Consider the following 16,352-nt stretch of genomic DNA (forward strand, 5'->3'; position numbering starts at 1 on the left):
ATTCCCCGAGGGGTCGGGTCAGCCCCCGACCAGGGGCACCAGTTTCACGAAGGAGATCACCGGGTCGACGGTCAGGTCGATCACCTCGGCCAGGTCCTCGATCTGCCGGTCGCCGACGAGCAGCAGGAAGCCGTTGCGCGCGAACGCGGCCTCGGCGGCGTCGGCCTGCCGCTCCCAGTCGAGCCGCCGGGGGGCGCGCATCCGGTGGCCGTTCAGCTCGGTCTCGGCGTCCGTCGGCTGCACCAGGCCGCGGAAACGGGAGGACGGGGCGGCGTTGTGGCGGGCCACCTCCTCGCGGACGCGGAGCCGTACCAGCTCCCGGGCCGAGATCCGCTCGGGCAGGTCCGGGAGGGAGAACTCCTCCAGGGCCCGGCCCGTAGCCGTCTCATCGCGAAATGTCACCGATGCCATCGAGCATTCCGTTCCTACGAGTGTCGTGCAGGGCCGGCTGAGCGGGAGCGGTGGCCGGCGCCTGGCCGAGGCGTGCCCGTACCAGCAGGTCGTGCAGGGCGTCGTGTGCCGTCGGAGCGTCGGGCAGCGACGAGGACTGCCGCGCCTCGGCCAGCTCGGCGGTCAGGCGGTCCACGTCCTCGGCCGCGCCCGGCACGGGGGGCGCCGCGCCGTGCTCGGCCTCGCGCTTGGCGGCGACCAGGTCGGGGAGGTACGGCGGGCCGTACCCGTACAGGTGCGTCAGGTCGGCCTCGACCTCGCCCGCGCGCATGAGGTGCAGGCCGGTCAGGAGCACCCGGAACGTGTACAGCAGCGGCTTGAGCCGGTCCGTCTTCTCGAACAGCCGCCACTGCGTCCGGGCGAATCCGAGGTAGTGGTGGGCGTGGTGCCGGGTCAGGCAGGCCGGCGCGAGCGCGACGAGCTCCTCGTGCAGCGGCGACGCGGCCACGACCAGCGGCGACAGGAGCTGCTCCAGCACGTAGCCGTTGCGGTTCAGCAGCAGCCGGCAGAACTTGGCCAGGTCGTGCGTGACGAGGTCGACCTCCACGCCCTCCCGGGTCCACGTCCGGTCCAGCGTGTCCGGGCCGGTGCGCAGGCCCACGACCTGCTCGGCGGGCAGCACGTGCACGCCGCGCAGGTCCACGTCCGAGTCGGCCGACGGGAAGCCGTACAGGTGCGCGCCGCTGATCGTGGCGAACGCCAGGGGGTACGGCTGCTCGCAGGGGATCTCCGGCAGCCAGGCGGGCAGTCTCACAGATGCCCCCTGCGCACGTCCATCAGGAACTCCTCCACCCGTTCCCGGTCCGGTACGGCCGGCAGGACGCCGCGCCCGGCGTCCAGCTCGGCGGTGAGCTCGGCGTTCAGCGCGGCCCGCCAGGCGTCGACCTCCGCCCACGGCGCCTCGCCCCGCCGGACGCTCAGCAGCCGGTCCCGGAAGGCGTCCATCCGCACCAGCGGCTCGCCGTGCCGGATCAGGTGCAGCCCGCTCAGCAGCAGCCTGATCATGTGCATGGCCTGCTTCCAGTTCGGCGCCGCCGGGTCGAGCCGGCGGAACTGGGCGTCGGCGTACCCGGCGAACGTCTCGTGCGCCCGCTGCGACAGGAACGCCCCGCGCAGCTCCAGCAGCCGCTCCCCGTACGGGGTGACGACCTCCACGAGCGGCGACCACAGGCACTCCAGCACCGTCGGGTTGGCGGCGAGGCAGAGCGCGCAGAACCGCTCCACCTCCCAGGAGAACTGCTCCGGCAGCGGCCCGTCGCGGTGCGTGGGCGGCTTGTCCAGCCGCCAGAAGTCCTCGGTGGGCGCCGCGAACACCCCGCGCCGGTCGGTGTCGGAGCCGCTGGAGTCGAGGCCGTACGCGCGCGAGCCCGTGACCACGGACAGGAGGAGGTCGTCGCCGAGACGGGCGCCGGACAGGGGAGGCGGCGTCGTCGGGTCGCCCAGCAGCTCACCGGGACCGTTCACGGGTCACCCTTCCGTGGGGGCGGTACGAGGAGGAGGCCGCAGAGCGGCCGTGATCGACCACCGTATCGGGATATATCGGCGGATGTCCTCTGGGAATTCCGGGCGTCACGGCGGCGAGGCTGCACGGGATCTCGACGCTCTCCCCGCGATAACGCCACACCGGTGTGCTTGGCTCGGACCATGATCCAGAACCGAGGGATGATGCCGCCCGACCCGATCTCCTACCTCGACCAGGTGGCCGCGAGCGTCCCGGGCCGCGCCTACAAGCGGCGGGTGCTCCGCCTGCTCGACCTCCGGCCGGGCCAGACGGTGGTGGACATGGGCTGCGGGCCTGGGACCGATCTGGGGACGATGGCGGCGGCGGTCGCGCCGGGCGGCCGGGTCGTCGGCGTCGACCGCGATCCCGCCATGGTGGCCGAGGCCGCCGCCCGGGTGGAGGGACGGCCCGGCGTCGAGATCCGCTCCGGCGACGTGCACGCCCTTCCGCTGAGCGACGGCAGCGTCGATCGGGCCCGCACCGACCGGGTGCTCCAGCACGTCGAGGACCCCGCCAGGGCGCTGGCCGAGTTCCGGCGGGTGGCCCGCCCCGGGGGACGGATCGTCATGGCCGAACCCGACTGGGAGGGCCTGCTGATCGACTCGCGCGATCCGGACATGGGCCGCGGCCTGACCCGGTTCATCACCACGGAGATCGTCCGCAACGCGACCATCGGCCGCCGCCTCGCGCGGCTGTGCGCCGAGGCGGGGCTGACCGTCCGCTCCGTGGTCGCCGTGGCGCCGGTGCTCTGCGACTTCGACACCGCCGACCGGCTGCTGGGACTGCGCCGCAACGTGCTCAGGGCCGTGGAGGCGGGCCGTCTGGGCACGGCCGCGGAGGAATGGGTGGAGGAGCTGCGGGGACGGCCGTTCCTGGCGTCGTTCCTGATGTTCCTGGTGACGGCCGAGGCCGGCGTCTGAGGGAGGGGCCGCGAGCGAGGAGGCGGGTGGTGACCGGCTGGCCGAGGAGGATCCCGGCGAAGACCAGGGCGAGGCCGAGGAGCTGCTGCGCCGTGAGCGTCTCGCCGGCCACCACCGTGCCGAGCAGGACGCCGGTCAGCGGGTTGAGCAGCCCGATGAGCCCGACCGTCCCGGCGCTCAGGTGCCGCAGCCCCGTGAACCAGGCCGCGAAGGCCAGCGCGGTCGCCACGATCGTCACGTACCCGAACCCGAGCACCGCGGGCCCGTCCAGCGACGGCGGCGCGCCCTCCACCGCGACGGCGACGGGGACCAGCACGACGCCCCCGGCGATGAGCTGCCACGACGTCAGCGAGAACACGTCGACCGTCGCGCTCCACTTCTTGGCCAGCACGTAACCGTACGACGACATCGTCATCGCCAGGACGGAGGCCAGCACCCCGGTCGCGTTCACGGTGGACGTGCCCCTCAGCAGCAGGAGGCAGACACCGGCGATCCCGATGGCCGCGCCGGCCACGTGCGCCGCCCGGGGGCGCTCGGCCAGCGCGGCCCAGGCGAACAGCATCATCACCACGGGCGAGGTCGCCATGATGGTCGAGGCGATGCTCGTCGGCAGCGTCTGGGCCGCGAGGTAGACCAGGGCGAAGAACGCGCCCATGTTCAGGGTGCCGAGCACCAGCGACCTCCACCACCACGACCCTCGGGGAAGCCGTCTGCGGACGAGGAGGAGGAGCAGCCCGGCGGGCAGCGCCCGGATCGCGGCGCCGTACAGGGGGCTGTCGGCCGGCAGGAACCGGTGGGTGACGAGGTACGTGGCGCCCCATGCCAGTGGGGCGAGGGCGGTGACCGGAGCCCACCGCAGACTGGCTTCCATGGAAGACAATGTAGCTTCCTTGGAAGCTATTGTGGAGCCATGAGCGACTCTCCCGACGGCCCGGAGCATCTGGATCACGTGGCGCGCATCCTGCGGGCGTGGGCCCGCGAGCGGCCCGACCTGGACGTGCGGCCGCTGGGCGTGATCGGGCGGCTGCACCGCCTGGCGGGCCATCTCACCGACCGGCTCCTGGTCGTCTACCGGCGGTACGGGCTGGGCGAGGGGGACTTCGACGTGCTCGCCGCCCTCCGGCGGGCCGGGGAGCCGTTCGAGCGGGCTCCCGGCGAGCTGGCCGCGTACACGATGGTGACCACGGGCGCCATGACCAAGCGGATCGACCGGCTCGAACGCGGCGGCCTGGTCACCCGCCGTCCCAGCGCGGACGACGGCCGCGCCCGCGTCGTCGCGCTCACCGATGCCGGCCGGGAGCTGTTCGACGAGGCGTTCACCGAGCACATGCGCAACGAGCGCGGCCTCCTCGACTTCCTGACGCCCGAGGAGGCCGACCAGCTGGAGAGGCTGCTGATCAGGTGGCTGGCCGGGTTCGAGGGCCCCCGCCCGCCACGAGGGGAGCCGTGACCGCCGGCGAGCCGCCTCAGGCGCCGCCGAGCCGCAGCTCGAACACCATCCGGTCGTTGGACGGCCCGTCATGGTCCGGGACGGGACCCCTCACCGCGAACCCCATCGCCGTGTGGAACGCGATGGAGCCGTGGTTGCGCGGCGAGGTGATCGCCCGCACCCGCGTGCGCCCGTCCGCCGCCGCCAGGTGGAAGAAGCCCCGGTACAGCCGCCGAGCCAGCCCGTCTCCCCGCCGGCTCGGGTGGACGCCCACGAAATGGATGTACGCGGCGTCGGGCACCGAGGGCGACAGGAAGCCGACGAGGAACCCCGCCAGGGCGTCGCCGTCCTCCGCCACGAGGCTGGTGCGGTGGAAATGGTCGAGGAACAGCCGCGGCAGGCTGCCCTGGACGGGACGTCCCCACCAGTCGTCCACCACCGGGGCGATGCGGTCGTAGTCGCCCGGCTCGGCCGTCCGCAGCCGCACGCCGTCATCCGTCATGGTCGTCACATCCCGTCCTGAGCACCGGAGGACATCATCCCCGAAGCGCTCACGCGTCCCGCGACGGCGGGGCCTATCCTCGGCACATGATCGACCTTTGGGATCCCGCGGCCGCCGGCGTCCTGCGGCTGCCGTCGGGGCGGCTCGTGCGCGGCCGGGGGCTGAGGCACCCCCTGCCCGAGGGGCCGGTGCCGGCCTTCGGGGTGTACCTGCTCGGCAAGCGGCCCCCGGCCGTCGGGTGGGAGGCCCGGTGGGTGCGCTGGCCGGACTTCTGGCTGCCGTCGGACCGGCCGGACGCGAGCGCGGCGCTGCGCGAGGCGTGGGAGCGCGCCGCGACGGAGCGGGTGGAGGTCGCCTGCGGCGGCGGCGTCGGCCGCACCGGCACCGCCCTGGCCTGCCTGGCCGTCCTGGACGGGGTGCCGGGCGGTGAGGCGGTCGCGTACGTGCGGGCGCACTACCGGCCGGGAGCCGTGGAGACACCCTGGCAGCGCCGCTTCGTCACCCGTTTCCCGGGGGAGACGCCGGCGGACACCTAGGGCCTTGTCCGGGGCGGCGCGGTGCGGCGTGTCGGCGCGGACGCCGCCCGCAGGGGAGAGTGTCGTCTACGCTCGGCCCATAGGTACCGAGGTGAGAGGGGACCCTCGTGGCTGACGACATGACGGGACTGACGGGCCTGCTCTACGAGATGGGGCTGCTCAAGCGTTACAAGCGCACCGGCTGGCTGGTGGCCGGCGTGCGGGATCCGGAGAGCATCGCCGACCACTCGTTCCGTACGGCGGTCATCGCGGGGGTGGTCGCGGTGCTGGAGGGGGGAGACCCGCAGCGGGCGTCGTTCATGAGCCTGTTCCACGACAGCCAGGAGACCCGCATCACCGACATCCCGTATGTCGCCAAGCGCTACCTCAGGGCGCCCGCCAACGAGGACGTCACCGCCGACCAGACGAGCGACGTGCCCGAGGCCGTGGCCTCCATGCTGCGGGGTGCGATCGCCGAGTACGAGGAGAAGGTCAGCCTGGAGGCGGTGTGCGCCCGCGACGCCGACAAGCTCGAATGCCTGCTCCAGGCCGTCGAGTACCGCGAGCAGGGCCACCAGAACGTGCAGCCGTGGATCGACAGCTCGCTGGCCGCGCTCAAGACGGCCACGGCGAAGCGGCTCGCGGACGAGGCGCTGCGCACGGGCACCCTCGACTGGCTGACCCGCGTCCTCGACGGCGCCTGAGACCGGTCCCGGCGGCAGGTCCCCTACGCTGGGGGGATGATTCGCCGCGCCACCCCTGACGACGTGCCCGCCATCCTCGGGCTGATCCACGACCTCGCCACGTACGAGAAGGCCGCGCACGAGGTGCGCGCCACCGAGGAGCAGCTGCGCGCCGCGCTCTTCGGCGACGCTCCGGCGGTGTTCGCGCACGTCGCCACGGAGGACACGGAGGGCGGGGAGGACGAGGGGGGCCACAGGACCGGCGAGGTCGTCGGGTTCGCGATGTGGTTCCTCAACTTCTCCACCTGGCGCGGCGTGCACGGCGTCTACCTGGAGGACCCTACGTGCGGCCGGACCGCAGGGGCGGCGGCCACGGCCGGGCGCTGCTGGCGGAGCTGGCGCGCATCTGCGCCGAGCGGGGCTACCAGCGGCTCGAATGGTCGGTGCTCGACTGGAACGAGCCGGCGATCGGGTTCTACCGCTCGCTGGGCGCGGTGCCGCAGGACGAGTGGACGACGTTCAGGCTGACGGACGAGCCGCTCCGGCTCCTGGCGGAGCGCGCCACCGCCTGACCGGCGCCCGCATGCCGCCGGACAAGGGTCGCCGCGGGCCCCCCCCGAGGGTGCCCGCGGCGATCCGGAACGCCTGGTGCGGCCCGCCTACATGCCCGTGGGGGCGCGGTGCGACATGCCGCTGGACGCGCGGTCGAACACGTCCGTGTCCGCTTCCTGCCCGCGTCCCATCTCCTGCATGGGGCCGCCCATGCCCTGCATGGACTCGCGGCCGCCCTCCTCCAGGCGGAGCGCGACGCCGAGGGCGAAGAACGTGGGAGCCCATTCGCCCACGAAGATCCCCCACCGGTCGGCACGGTCGAGTCCGGCCGGCTCGGCCTTGGTGGACAGTGCCCAGGTCGCGAACGAGAGCCCGATGGACATCGCCCCGGCTATGTAGGCGTGATGGGATCGGATTCCCATCTTGTGCAGCATTTTGATCATGATTCTCCCCCTTGCTGTGGTGTGCTGCTACCCGCCCGATATGTACCGATAACGCATGCCTGCTCCACTTTGCCCGGTCTTGAGCGTGTCGTGCGGGTCAGGCGGCGGGGTCGGGGTCCGGGGCGCTGCCGGCCTGGAAGCCCGCCGCCCGGTGGGAGCCGTCGCAGAACGGCTTCGTGGACGACAGCCCGCACCGGCACAGCGCCACCGTCGCCCGGCCAGGGTCGATCTGCCGCCCGTCCTGGGTCACCAGCCGGAACCTCCCGCGCACGAGGAGCGGCCCGTCCTCGCAGGGAGTCACCGTCACCTCGCCGTCACCGTCGGTATGCATCCCGCTCACCTGCCCAGGCCCGAATCGCGAAAACTCACTCACCGTGACGGTTCACCGCTGGGCGAGACCGTTCAGAGGTCGGATCGTGATCATCACGCGACCAACCCCCCGAGGCGTCACCGTAAGGTCCACCGGGTGCCCGAAATGGAGCCGAACGTCACCAACGCCCCAGCCCCTCTGCCGCAGCGTGACAGTGCCGATCGCTGCCCCAGTGTCGACTCGGGACGGCGCTGCGTCCTGCCATCGGGTCACCAGAGCCCACACGTCTACCCACCGTCGGAGCCCCTGCCCTGACGGGCCGGCCGGTCCGCCGCGGGGCGCCCCCGGAAGACCCCGCGGCCCGATGCCCCGGCCCGCCGGGCATGATCCCTGCGAACCGTAAAAGGCGGGTTCGGACTGGACAAGCGGGCATTCGATCACGAGTGGCATGGGCATCAAGCCGCCATGCACAAGATTCTTCAGGGCAGGTCACTCCTGCTGGCGACGCTTGTCCCTGCTCTGCTCGTCACGGGCTGCGCGTCCGGTGGCGGCACGGAGGCCATGGGCGGCAGCGCGGCGAGCCCCGGCGCGCCGTCCTCGGACATGAGCTCGATGCCGACCGAGAGCGCCTCGCCGTCGGAGAGCATGGAGGCCAAGAACACGCCCAAGGGCGTCGTCCAGAGCTACTTCGGCGCCATCAAGGCGGGCAAGGTGGACGACGTCGTGGCGCTGTTCGACAACGACGCGGTGGTCGCCCTCGAGGGCGCGGCGACCGCCGACGGGACCGACGCCATCCGCAAGGCCTACCAGGGGATGATGACCGGGCCGATGTCGGGCACGTACACGATCGAGGACACGGAGAAGCTCGGCGACGTCTACGCGCTCGTCCGGGCGACCAGCCAGCAGGACAGCCAGAACTACCGGGAGTTCTTCATCCTGGAGAAGTCGAGCAACGGCTGGAAGATCGACCGTTTGATCAGCAACCAGTCCTCCTGACCTCACCCGCCGCGCGGTGGTCACCGGTCCGGCGGCCACCGCGCCGGGCGGCCCGGGAACCCCGGAGCGGCGTCAGGCCGGGGCCGGCGACAGGAGCGCGTCCAGCGTGCGGACCAGCGTCTCGCCCGCCTCCTCGCGCGCCAGCCGCCCCGCCTCCACCTCGCCCGCCGCCGTGTGCAGGATCGCCAGGAACGTACTGACCAGCCACGTCACCGGCAGGTCCGTCCGGAACGCCCCCTCGTCGCGGCCCCGCACGATCAGCCGCTCCACCCGGTCGAGCGGCTCGGCGTGGCGCTCGCGGAGCCGTTCGGCCGGCAGCGCCGCGTCGGCCGCCAGGAACAGCCGGCTGTGCTGGCTCAGCACGTCCCAGGACGAGCGCACCAGCTCGGCCAGCGCCTCACGGGCGGGCCGCGCGTCGAGGTCGAGGGCCGCCAGCGTCGTGCCGGCCAGCTCGACCGTGTGGGTCACGACCGCCCCGACCAGGGCCTCCCTGGAGGGGAAGTGGCCGTAGAGCGTCACCCGGCCGACGCCCGCCTCCTTGGCGACCTGCATCACGCTCGCGCCCGGGTCGGCGCTCAGCACCCGCCGCCCCGCCTCCAGGATCGCGGCGATGTTGCGCTCGGCGTCGGCGCGTCTGGTCCCCATACGGGGAGCCTAGCCGCGCGCCTGCTCCGTCCCGGCCGGCGGTGACGGCCGCAGCTCGCGTTCGTGCGTGTCGAGGATGGCCATGGACGCCTCCACGGCGCCGGAGGCGTCGCCCGACTCGATGGCGCGCAGCAGGGCCCAGTGCGAGGTGTCCGGCTCGTGCGAGGCCTGCTGCACGTCCCTGACGCTGTCGCGGACGGCCTCGCCCATGCTGTGGTAGAGGTCGGCGAGCAGCGGGTTGCCGGCGGTGTCCGCCACCCGCAGGTGGAAGGCGACGTCCGCGTCGGCGAACCCGTCGAGGTCCCCGGCCTCCCCGGCCGCGTCCCTGCGCTCCAGCGTCTCCCGCAGGGCCGCGAGGTCGTCCTCGGTGCGCCGGACCGCCGCCAGCCGGGCCGCGACCAGGTCCAGCCCGCGCCGTACGTCGATGATGTCCATGGCGGCGGCGCGGTCGAGCCGGCGGCGCAGCGCGATCCTGGACTCGTCCGTCGCGGTCACGTACGTGCCGTCGCCCTGACGCGTGGTCAGCAGGCCGGCGTGCGCGAGGACCCGCACGGCCTCGCGCACCGACAGGCGGCTCATGCCGAGGCTCGCCGCGAGCTGCGCCTCCGACGGGATCTTCGTGCCGACCGGCCACGCCCCGCCGGTGATCTCCTTGCGGAGCTGCTCGATGGCGGCGTCCACGAGCGAGGTCCGGGAGACGTTCCGCATGCGTCCTCTCTCCTCCAGCCCGGGTGTCGTCAAGGTTGATGTCCTCAGGTCGCTTTCCCGGGCTCTCTCGCCCGGTGGGGCCTTCCAGCCTAGACGCGCCGGGCCGCCGGAACCGGCCCGACAGGCGTCTCCACGCGTACGGACAGGATCTTGTCAGTCCCGCGGGCGGGTGAGAGATTGCCCGGGGGGCATTTCCTGACTTTTCCTCGTTTCATCACATGCCCCCCTTCTTGTCACGGAGGACACGCGTGTCGCAATTACGCCCGGCCCTTCTGGCGGTCGCCCTCACCCTGGCGGTCGCGACCCCCGCCCAGGCGGCGGCCGGCCCCGCCATCACCGTCGAGAACGGCCGCACCCAGCCGGTCTTCTCCTATGCCGACGCCGTCCGCGAGCACGTCTACGTCGAGTCGAGCGTCGACAGCGACGCCGACGGCCGGCCGGACCGGGTGCGCGTCGACGTCATCAGGCCCAAGGAGTCCGGTCCCGGGCTCAAGGTGCCGGTGATCATCGACGAGAGCCCCTACTACGACAACTCCGGGCGCGGGAACGAGGCCGAGCGCAAGGTCTACGACGCCGACGGGAACGTCACGAAGTTCCCGCTGTTCTACGACAACTACTTCGTGCCGCGCGGCTACGCCGTCCTGAACGTCGACATGCTCGGCACCACCCGCTCCGACGGCTGCCCCGACATCGGCGGCAAGGCCGACGTGCTGGGCGGCAAGGCGGTCGTCGACTGGCTCAACGGCCGCGCCCGCGCCTTCCGCTCCGACGGCACCCCGGCCGTGGCCGACTGGACCACCGGCAAGGCCGCGATGATCGGCAAGTCCTACGACGGGACGCTCGCGAACGCCGTCGCCGCCACGGGCGTCAAGGGCCTGGAGACGATCGTGCCCATCTCGGCGATCAGCTCCTGGTACCGGTACCAGCGCTCAAACGGCGTGATCTACAACTACGACTACGCCTCCTGGCTGGCCGACTACGTCGACACCGACCCCGAGGCCAAGTGCCAGGCCGTACGGGACCGGATGGACGCCGAGGACGGCGACGACACCGGGAATCACAACCCGTTCTGGGCCGAGCGCGACTACGTCTCCGGGCTGCTCGGCGACGCCTCGAAGGTGACCGCGAGCGTCTTCGTCGTCCACACCGTCAACGACCTGAACGTCAAGCCGGACAACTTCTCCACCTGGTGGGACGCCCTCGCCAGACGGAACGTGCCGCGCAAGATCTGGGTCGGCCAGTACCAGCACGTGGACCCGTTCGACTTCGAGGGCCGCAGGGACCTGTGGGTCGACACGCTGCACCGCTGGTTCGACCACTGGCTGCTGGGCGTGCGCAACGGCATCATGACCGAGCCGCGCGCCGACGTGCAGACGGGCCCCGCCCGGTGGATCACCCAGCGCGACTGGCCGGCGCCGCTCGCGGCCAAGGTGGCGCTGCGCCCGGCCGCCGACGGCTCGCTCGGGCTCCGGCCCGCCGCCCGTGGAGCCGCCGCGTCGTTCGCGGACGTGGCCCTGGACGAGGCCGACATGATCGCCGACGTGGGCACGGCCAAGCCGGGCCGGGTCGCGTTCACCACCGGCCCGCTCCCGCTCGACCTGCGCCTGTCCGGCACGCCCACGGCCGACCTCACGGTCAAGCTCGAAAGGCCCACCTCCAACCTCACCGCCCTGCTCGTCGACTTCGGCGACGCCACCCGGGTGGACTGGCGGCGCGGCCAGGGCATCACCACGCTGGCCGAGGAGGACTGCCACGGCGAGAGCACCGCGGCCGACGACGCCTGCTACAAGAAGGTCGTGACCAACGTGGCGAACCGGCCCGCCGAGATCGTCGCCCGCGGCTGGATCGACGTGCAGAACCGGGCGTCGCTCAGCCGCCCGTCCCCGCTGCCGGTCGGCACGTTCGGCAAGGTCCGGTGGCAGACGCTGCCGCAGGACTACACGTTCGCGAAGGGGCACCGGGTCGCGCTCGTCGTCGCGGGCACCGACAGCACCTACAGCGAGGAGCCGGGCACGGGCGCGAACGTGACGCTCGACCTGGCCGCCAGCAGCGTCTCGATCCCGTTCGCGCTGGGCACCGCGCCGGCGGACGTGCCGCAGGACAAGTCGGCCTTCCGCGGCCCGGCGCGCGTGGAGCTGCCGAAGGTGGAGCCTGAGTTCAGCTTCTTCTGAGGTTCTTCAGGTGTGATGCCCGGTTCGTCCTCCCGTTGCGCGAGGATGAGCCGGGTGACCTTCCTCCGCGCCGCCCCCTCCTGGACCCCGCGGCCCGTCGTCGTCGCCGCCGCTCTGGCCGCGGTGGCGGGCCTGGCGGGGTGCGGCGCGCAGGTCGCCGGCACGACGTCCGCCCTGTCCTCGCCCCCGGCGGTACTCCCGGCGGTGCCCTCACCCCTGGCCGTGGCCTCGCCCCCGGCGGCGAAGCCCTGTCCGGACGCGGGGGTGGTCCTGTCCGCCGGCCCGGCGAACGCCGCGATGGGCCTGCGCGTCCAGGCCGTGACCCTCACCAACTGCGGCCGCCGGGCGCGCGTCGTCGAGGGCTATCCGCGCGTACGGCTCCTGGACGCGGACGGCGACCCGGTGAAGGTGGCCGTCGACCACGGCGCCGAGCGGATCACCACCGCGGTCCGGGACCCCGGGCCGAGGAGGGTGACCGTGCGGCCCGGCCGTTCGGCCTCCTTCACCCTGGTGTGGCGCAACACGTACGACGACCCGAGCCGCCTCCCGGCGGCCGGGGCCACGGTGGTCGTGACCGCGGGGCCTGGCGGGCGGGAGCACCGCGTCACCCCGGACGCGCCCCTGGACCTCGGCTCCACGGGCCGCCTCGGGGTCACCGCCTGGCAGGAGTCCCCGCCTCGACCCGCCGACGAGGCGGCCCGGGGCGGGCGTGGCTCCTAGTCCGCTGATGCGCCGAGTGAAGCCAGTGCACGGCGAGTGACGTCGGGCGGGGCCGCGGCGATGACGTCATTGAGCGCGTCCATGGAGGCGTGAAGGTCGGCGATGGCCTGAGCGATGCGGTCGCGCTCCTGGTGGAGGTCGGCGAGCAGGTCCGAGCAGGTGGGGACGAGACGGTCGCCGGTGTCCCGCAGGCACGGCAGGACCGTGGTGATCGTCGAGGTGTTCAGGCCTGCGGCCAGCAGGCTGCGGATGCGGCGGACGACGGCGACGTCCTCTTCGACGTATTCCCGGTAGCCGCTGGGGCGCCGCTGCGGATGGAGCAGGCCCTGCTCCTCGTAGTAGCGCAGCAGGTGCACGGCCACGCCGGTCCGCCGGGACAGCTCACCGATGCGCACGAGGACCTCCTGATCGCCGCGCGGACCTTGCCCGCTCGACTTGACTCTCATATCGATATGAGACTTTAACGTCTGCGGCATGACATGGAACAAGGGTTTCGCGACGCTCGCGGCATTGTGCGCGAGCGTCTTCGTCGTGGGTACCTCGGAGTACCTGATCGCCGGGCTGCTGCCCCAGATCGGCGCTGATCTGGACGTCTCCGTGGGAACCGCTGGGCAGGCGGTGACCGCGTACGCGCTCGGAGTGGTGGTCGGAGGGCCCGCCATGGCCCTGTTGACCGCGCGTCTGCCGCGCAAGGGGCTCGCCGTCGGCCTGATGCTGCTGTTCGCGGCGGGCAGCGCGATCAGCGCGGTGGCGCCTTCGTTCGGACTGCTCCTGGTGGGCCGGGTGGTGTCCTCGCTCAGTCACGCCGTCTTCCTGGCCCTGGCGCTGGTGACGGCGACCCGGGTGGTCCCGGCCGAGAGGACGGGCTCGGCCATCGCCACCGTGACCTCCGGCTTCACCGTGGCCTCGCTCCTCGGGGTGCCCCTGGGGGCGCTGCTGGGGCAGAGTGCCGGATGGCGGGCTCCGTTCGCCGTGCTGACCGGTCTCTCCCTGGCAGGCGCGCTGCTCCTGGCCGCCGTACTGTCCCGGCAGGAGGGGCTGTCCACGCGACTGCGTGACGAGATCCGTGTGGTGACGCGCCGGCCGGTCATGCTCGCCATCGCCACCACCGCGGTGGGCTTCTCCGGGGTCTCCACGGTGTTCACCTACATCGCCCCGCTGCTGACCGTCGTCTCCGGTTTCTCCGTCGCGACGGTCTCCGGTCTGCTGCTCGCTTACGGCGCGGGTAGTTTCCTCGGCAACCTCGCCGCGGGAAGGCTGACCGACAAGTCGATGAGCGCAACCGTACGCGGGGTCTTCGGCGGGCTGACGGGGACGCTGCTGCTCATCCCGTTCGCCGCGGTGTGGCAGCCCGCCGCCGTGGTCGCGGTGCTGGTGCTCGGCCTGCTCGCCACCGCGACCATCGCCCCGCTGCAGGGACTGATCCTGCACCACGCGGGCGCCGCCCCGACCCTGGCCGTCACCGTCAACGTGGGCGCCTTCAATCTCGGCGCCGCAGCGGGCTCGGTCGCCGGCGGCGCGATCGTCGCCGCCGGCGCTCTGCGCTGGACCGGCGTGGGGGGCGCGGTGCTGAGCCTGATCGGACTGGCCCTCACCTATCTCGTCCTGCCACGGACGCGGACGCGGACATCGGCGCAGGACGCCGAACCCGAGGCCCCCGTCGCTGCCTGACCCCCGTCGACCTATCCCGCGGGGGACGTCATGGTCCCGTGGGCACCCAGTACCGGCGCTTCTGCTCGGTGACGTCGATGAGCCGGCCCCCGTTGGCCTCGATGACCCGCCGCGAGGCCGTGTTGGTCCTGTCGCACATCACCAGCGCCTGGGAGACGCCCAGCGACCGCGCGATCGGCAGCGCCGCGGCCAGCATGGCCGTCGCGTGCCCCTGACGCCGGGCGGACGGGCGCACGTCGTAGCCGATGTGACCGCCGAGCTCCTCCAACGCCGGGCTGAGCCGGTGACGGATGGCCATCCTGCCCAGGAAGCGTTCGCCGTCGGCCCACCACAGCGTCGTCATGGGGACGAACCCGTCGCGTGCGCCTGCCTCGGTACGCTCGCCCAGCAGCCGCGCGACATACGCCTCGAAAGCGTCCGGGTCGGTCAGGGCGGGCGGGTCGACGTCGCCGACGAACCAGGAGGGGGGATAGTCGCGGTCGGCCCGGAACTCGGCCACCGCCTCCAGGAAAGACGCGCGCAGCCTGGGCGTCGGATCAATGAATCGTGGCATGATCACCATGGTCCCCCGACTGGGCTTTCGATACGGTGAATTCTCGGTGCTACGGTCGGGGAATGGGCCGCGCGGCGGGTTCTGCCGGCAGTTCTCCGGAAACTGATGGCGCTTCGCGTCGCGGTCAGTGTCATTGTTCTCCAAGCAGTGCTGCTGGGCGTTTCCGTGGCCTTTTCGTGGTAGTCGCGCCACAAGGGTGCGCACCGTGAGCAGCCTGCTTGCCTGCCTTTGCAGCAAGGAAAATACCCGGTGTTTCCCTCGGTCTGGCCATGACAATGTGGCGCCTGCCGAACGGACTGCCTCCGTGGACGGAGTGAAGCATTCTCCCGCTGCCGGAGGAGGCCCTGAGCGCCCGGGATGGTGGCGCTTTCGGGGACGAAGGCGTTCTGGGCTACGTCGACGAAGACGGAAGGTTGACCGGATCAGGAGGCGCCGGAAGCGACCAGCTCCACCTCGAACCCGTCCTTATCCTCCAGGTATGCGGCATAGTGCTGCTCCCCGCCGGCGAACGGATGGCGATCGGCGAACATCAGCGTCCAGCCGTGTGCCGGCGCCTGCTCGACCAGGGCATCGAGCAGGGCACGGCTCTCCACGTGGAAGGCCAGGTGGTTCAGTCCGGGGCGGCGGCGGTCATGCCGGTCGGCGCTGAGCGCGGGCGACTGCTCCAGGACCAGATAGGTGTCACCCAGCCGCCAACTGCGCCCGTCGCTCCAGTTCTGGTACTCGGCGTAGCCGAGGGCCGTCAGCAGCCACTGCCAGCCGGTGATGGCCCGGTGCAGGTCGGGGACCCAGATCTCGACGTGGTGCAGCACTCCGGTGGCGGGCCCTCCGGTGACAGATCCGGTGGTGGAGGGCCCCTCGTCGGCAGGTCCGCCGTTCATGTCGCCCTCCGTCACGACGAGAGGTTCGTCAGGTCCAGTACGCCGACCGTCTCGCCGCCGCTCGTCTCCCCCGTGAGCTGGAAGCCCAGGGCCCGGTAGAAGCCTTCCGGCCCGTCCTCCGCCGGCTCCCACGAGACGTACATCTGCGTGCCGCCACGGCGCCTGACCTCGGCGGCGACCGACGCGACGGCGAAGCGCCCGACCCCGCGCCCCTGCGCGTCCGGCGCCACGTTGAGGCGCCACAGGCCGGACCGGAAGTCGACTCCCTTGCCGTTCCAGTCGATGTCGAGGAACGCCATGAGGAAGCCCACAGGGCTCTCACCGTCGAGGATGAGGCGCGGCCAGGCCACGTCCGGGTGGACGTAGGCCTCGGCCAGCGACTTCGCCACCGGCGAGACGAAGCGCTCCTGGTCGGGACGGACCTTCACGCCGAGGGCGGCGTCGATGTTGGCGGGGGTGATGGGCGCGAGCCGGAGGCTTGTGGTCATGACGAGAACGATAGGGAGATCTCAGGCGAGTGCGGACATGACTTTCGGCAGGAGTATCGGTTGACGATCACCGCGTTCCAGCTCACCGAGGCCGTCGGGCTGGACCGGGCGACGGAAGCGATCATGAAGGAGTACGTGGGCATCTCGTGCGGGCCGTGGCGGATACCGGTCTGGGCCTCGGTCTGCGTCCTGTGATCTCAACTCCGTACAGGCC

Annotated in this window: 21 protein-coding genes and 2 pseudogenes; 10 read left to right on the forward strand and 13 right to left on the reverse strand. The window is 72.4% G+C overall.

The window, feature by feature from the left end; genetic code table 11:
* Positions 1 to 18 precede the first annotated feature (18 nt).
* The 3 genes from ACIBG4_RS05825 to ACIBG4_RS05835 are packed head-to-tail and all read right to left on the reverse strand — an operon-like array spanning position 19 to position 1,914.
* Entirely contained in the window at positions 19 to 411 is a 393-nt protein-coding gene (locus tag ACIBG4_RS05825) for a hypothetical protein (RefSeq protein WP_397200860.1), read from the reverse strand.
* Complete coding sequence (locus tag ACIBG4_RS05830; protein WP_397200861.1) at positions 386 to 1,204, reverse strand: DNA polymerase beta superfamily protein; 819 nt, start codon at positions 1,202 to 1,204, stop codon at positions 386 to 388. The genes ACIBG4_RS05825 and ACIBG4_RS05830 overlap by 26 nt, the downstream gene beginning before the upstream one ends.
* Positions 1,201 to 1,914 carry a DNA polymerase beta superfamily protein gene (locus ACIBG4_RS05835; RefSeq protein ID WP_397200862.1) on the reverse strand — a complete coding sequence of 238 codons (714 nt, stop codon included), beginning with the start codon at positions 1,912 to 1,914 and terminating at the stop codon, positions 1,201 to 1,203. Before ACIBG4_RS05835 ends, ACIBG4_RS05830 begins: the two co-directional genes overlap by 4 nt.
* 201 nt (positions 1,915 to 2,115) lie before the next feature.
* On the opposite strand from ACIBG4_RS05835, the pseudogene ACIBG4_RS05840 reads away from it, so the two are divergent.
* Positions 2,116 to 2,664, forward strand: a pseudogene (locus ACIBG4_RS05840) (methyltransferase domain-containing protein); the annotation flags it as partial.
* A gap of 85 nt (positions 2,665 to 2,749) precedes the next feature.
* Here ACIBG4_RS05840 and ACIBG4_RS05845 read toward each other — a convergent pair.
* Positions 2,750 to 3,742: a DMT family transporter gene (locus tag ACIBG4_RS05845; protein WP_397200863.1), complete on the reverse strand. Its 993-nt coding sequence runs from the start codon at positions 3,740 to 3,742 to the stop codon at positions 2,750 to 2,752.
* A gap of 39 nt (positions 3,743 to 3,781) precedes the next feature.
* Here ACIBG4_RS05845 and ACIBG4_RS05850 point away from each other — a divergent pair, with 39 nt between their 5' ends.
* Positions 3,782 to 4,321: a MarR family transcriptional regulator gene (locus ACIBG4_RS05850; RefSeq protein ID WP_310710838.1), complete on the forward strand. Its 540-nt coding sequence runs from the start codon at positions 3,782 to 3,784 to the stop codon at positions 4,319 to 4,321.
* Positions 4,322 to 4,337: 16 nt separating this feature from the next.
* On the opposite strand, the gene ACIBG4_RS05855 is transcribed toward ACIBG4_RS05850, so the two are convergent.
* A complete protein-coding gene (locus tag ACIBG4_RS05855; protein WP_397200864.1) occupies positions 4,338 to 4,802 on the reverse strand; it encodes a GNAT family N-acetyltransferase in 465 nt (154 codons plus the stop codon).
* A gap of 86 nt (positions 4,803 to 4,888) precedes the next feature.
* On the opposite strand from ACIBG4_RS05855, the gene ACIBG4_RS05860 reads away from it, so the two are divergent.
* The 3 genes and pseudogenes from ACIBG4_RS05860 (at position 4,889) to ACIBG4_RS05870 (ending at position 6,572) form a co-directional block, all read left to right on the forward strand.
* On the forward strand, positions 4,889 to 5,338 hold the full coding sequence (locus ACIBG4_RS05860) for a protein-tyrosine phosphatase family protein (protein WP_397200865.1): 450 nt from the start codon (positions 4,889 to 4,891) through the stop codon (positions 5,336 to 5,338).
* A gap of 107 nt (positions 5,339 to 5,445) precedes the next feature.
* Positions 5,446 to 6,021 carry an HD domain-containing protein gene (locus ACIBG4_RS05865; RefSeq protein WP_310710841.1) on the forward strand — a complete coding sequence of 192 codons (576 nt, stop codon included), beginning with the start codon at positions 5,446 to 5,448 and terminating at the stop codon, positions 6,019 to 6,021.
* Between the two features lie 36 nt (positions 6,022 to 6,057).
* Positions 6,058 to 6,572: pseudogene (locus ACIBG4_RS05870) on the forward strand (GNAT family N-acetyltransferase).
* 87 nt (positions 6,573 to 6,659) lie between these two features.
* On the opposite strand, the gene ACIBG4_RS05875 reads toward ACIBG4_RS05870, so the two are convergent.
* Entirely contained in the window at positions 6,660 to 6,935 is a 276-nt protein-coding gene (locus ACIBG4_RS05875; RefSeq protein ID WP_397200866.1) for a hypothetical protein, read from the reverse strand.
* A gap of 157 nt (positions 6,936 to 7,092) precedes the next feature.
* Positions 7,093 to 7,326 (reverse strand): CDGSH iron-sulfur domain-containing protein, encoded by a 234-nt coding sequence (locus ACIBG4_RS05880; protein ID WP_310710844.1) that lies wholly within the window; start codon positions 7,324 to 7,326, stop codon positions 7,093 to 7,095.
* 444 nt (positions 7,327 to 7,770) lie between these two features.
* Between ACIBG4_RS05880 and ACIBG4_RS05885 the strand changes: the two genes are divergently transcribed.
* On the forward strand, positions 7,771 to 8,301 hold the full coding sequence (locus tag ACIBG4_RS05885; protein WP_397200867.1) for a YybH family protein: 531 nt from the start codon (positions 7,771 to 7,773) through the stop codon (positions 8,299 to 8,301).
* A 72-nt stretch (positions 8,302 to 8,373) separates the two neighbouring features.
* Here the strand turns inward: ACIBG4_RS05885 and ACIBG4_RS05890 are convergent, their stop codons facing one another.
* Both ACIBG4_RS05890 and ACIBG4_RS05895 read right to left on the reverse strand, forming a co-directional pair.
* Positions 8,374 to 8,946, reverse strand: a complete 573-nt coding sequence (locus ACIBG4_RS05890; protein ID WP_397200868.1) for a TetR/AcrR family transcriptional regulator — start codon at positions 8,944 to 8,946, stop codon at positions 8,374 to 8,376.
* A gap of 9 nt (positions 8,947 to 8,955) precedes the next feature.
* A complete protein-coding gene (locus ACIBG4_RS05895; protein ID WP_397200870.1) occupies positions 8,956 to 9,654 on the reverse strand; it encodes a FadR/GntR family transcriptional regulator in 699 nt (232 codons plus the stop codon).
* A gap of 248 nt (positions 9,655 to 9,902) precedes the next feature.
* Here ACIBG4_RS05895 and ACIBG4_RS05900 point away from each other — a divergent pair, with 248 nt between their 5' ends.
* Positions 9,903 to 11,825 carry a Xaa-Pro dipeptidyl-peptidase gene (locus ACIBG4_RS05900; RefSeq protein ID WP_397200871.1) on the forward strand — a complete coding sequence of 641 codons (1,923 nt, stop codon included), beginning with the start codon at positions 9,903 to 9,905 and terminating at the stop codon, positions 11,823 to 11,825.
* A 54-nt stretch (positions 11,826 to 11,879) separates the two neighbouring features.
* A complete protein-coding gene (locus ACIBG4_RS05905) occupies positions 11,880 to 12,545 on the forward strand; it encodes a DUF4232 domain-containing protein (protein ID WP_397200872.1) in 666 nt (221 codons plus the stop codon).
* Here ACIBG4_RS05905 and ACIBG4_RS05910 read toward each other — a convergent pair.
* Positions 12,542 to 12,991: a MerR family transcriptional regulator gene (locus ACIBG4_RS05910; RefSeq protein WP_355442413.1), complete on the reverse strand. Its 450-nt coding sequence runs from the start codon at positions 12,989 to 12,991 to the stop codon at positions 12,542 to 12,544. The genes ACIBG4_RS05905 and ACIBG4_RS05910 overlap by 4 nt on opposite strands.
* Before the next feature lie 28 nt (positions 12,992 to 13,019).
* On the opposite strand from ACIBG4_RS05910, the gene ACIBG4_RS05915 reads away from it, so the two are divergent.
* A complete protein-coding gene (locus tag ACIBG4_RS05915; protein ID WP_397200873.1) occupies positions 13,020 to 14,216 on the forward strand; it encodes an MFS transporter in 1,197 nt (398 codons plus the stop codon).
* Between the two features lie 28 nt (positions 14,217 to 14,244).
* Here the strand turns inward: ACIBG4_RS05915 and ACIBG4_RS05920 are convergent, their stop codons facing one another.
* The 3 genes from ACIBG4_RS05920 to ACIBG4_RS05930 form a co-directional block, all read right to left on the reverse strand.
* Entirely contained in the window at positions 14,245 to 14,769 is a 525-nt protein-coding gene (locus tag ACIBG4_RS05920) for a GNAT family N-acetyltransferase (protein ID WP_397200874.1), read from the reverse strand.
* A 422-nt stretch (positions 14,770 to 15,191) separates the two neighbouring features.
* Positions 15,192 to 15,650, reverse strand: coding sequence for a VOC family protein (locus tag ACIBG4_RS05925; protein WP_397200875.1), 459 nt, complete (start codon positions 15,648 to 15,650; stop codon positions 15,192 to 15,194).
* Between the two features lie 11 nt (positions 15,651 to 15,661).
* A complete protein-coding gene (locus ACIBG4_RS05930) occupies positions 15,662 to 16,138 on the reverse strand; it encodes a GNAT family N-acetyltransferase (protein ID WP_397200876.1) in 477 nt (158 codons plus the stop codon).
* A gap of 60 nt (positions 16,139 to 16,198) precedes the next feature.
* Here ACIBG4_RS05930 and ACIBG4_RS05935 point away from each other — a divergent pair, with 60 nt between their 5' ends.
* Positions 16,199 to 16,333: a hypothetical protein gene (locus ACIBG4_RS05935; protein ID WP_397200877.1), complete on the forward strand. Its 135-nt coding sequence runs from the start codon at positions 16,199 to 16,201 to the stop codon at positions 16,331 to 16,333.
* Positions 16,334 to 16,352: the final 19 nt, after the last annotated feature.

It is taken from the genome of Nonomuraea sp. NPDC050383, assembly GCF_044459125.1.
GTDB lineage: Bacteria > Actinomycetota > Actinomycetes > Streptosporangiales > Streptosporangiaceae > Nonomuraea.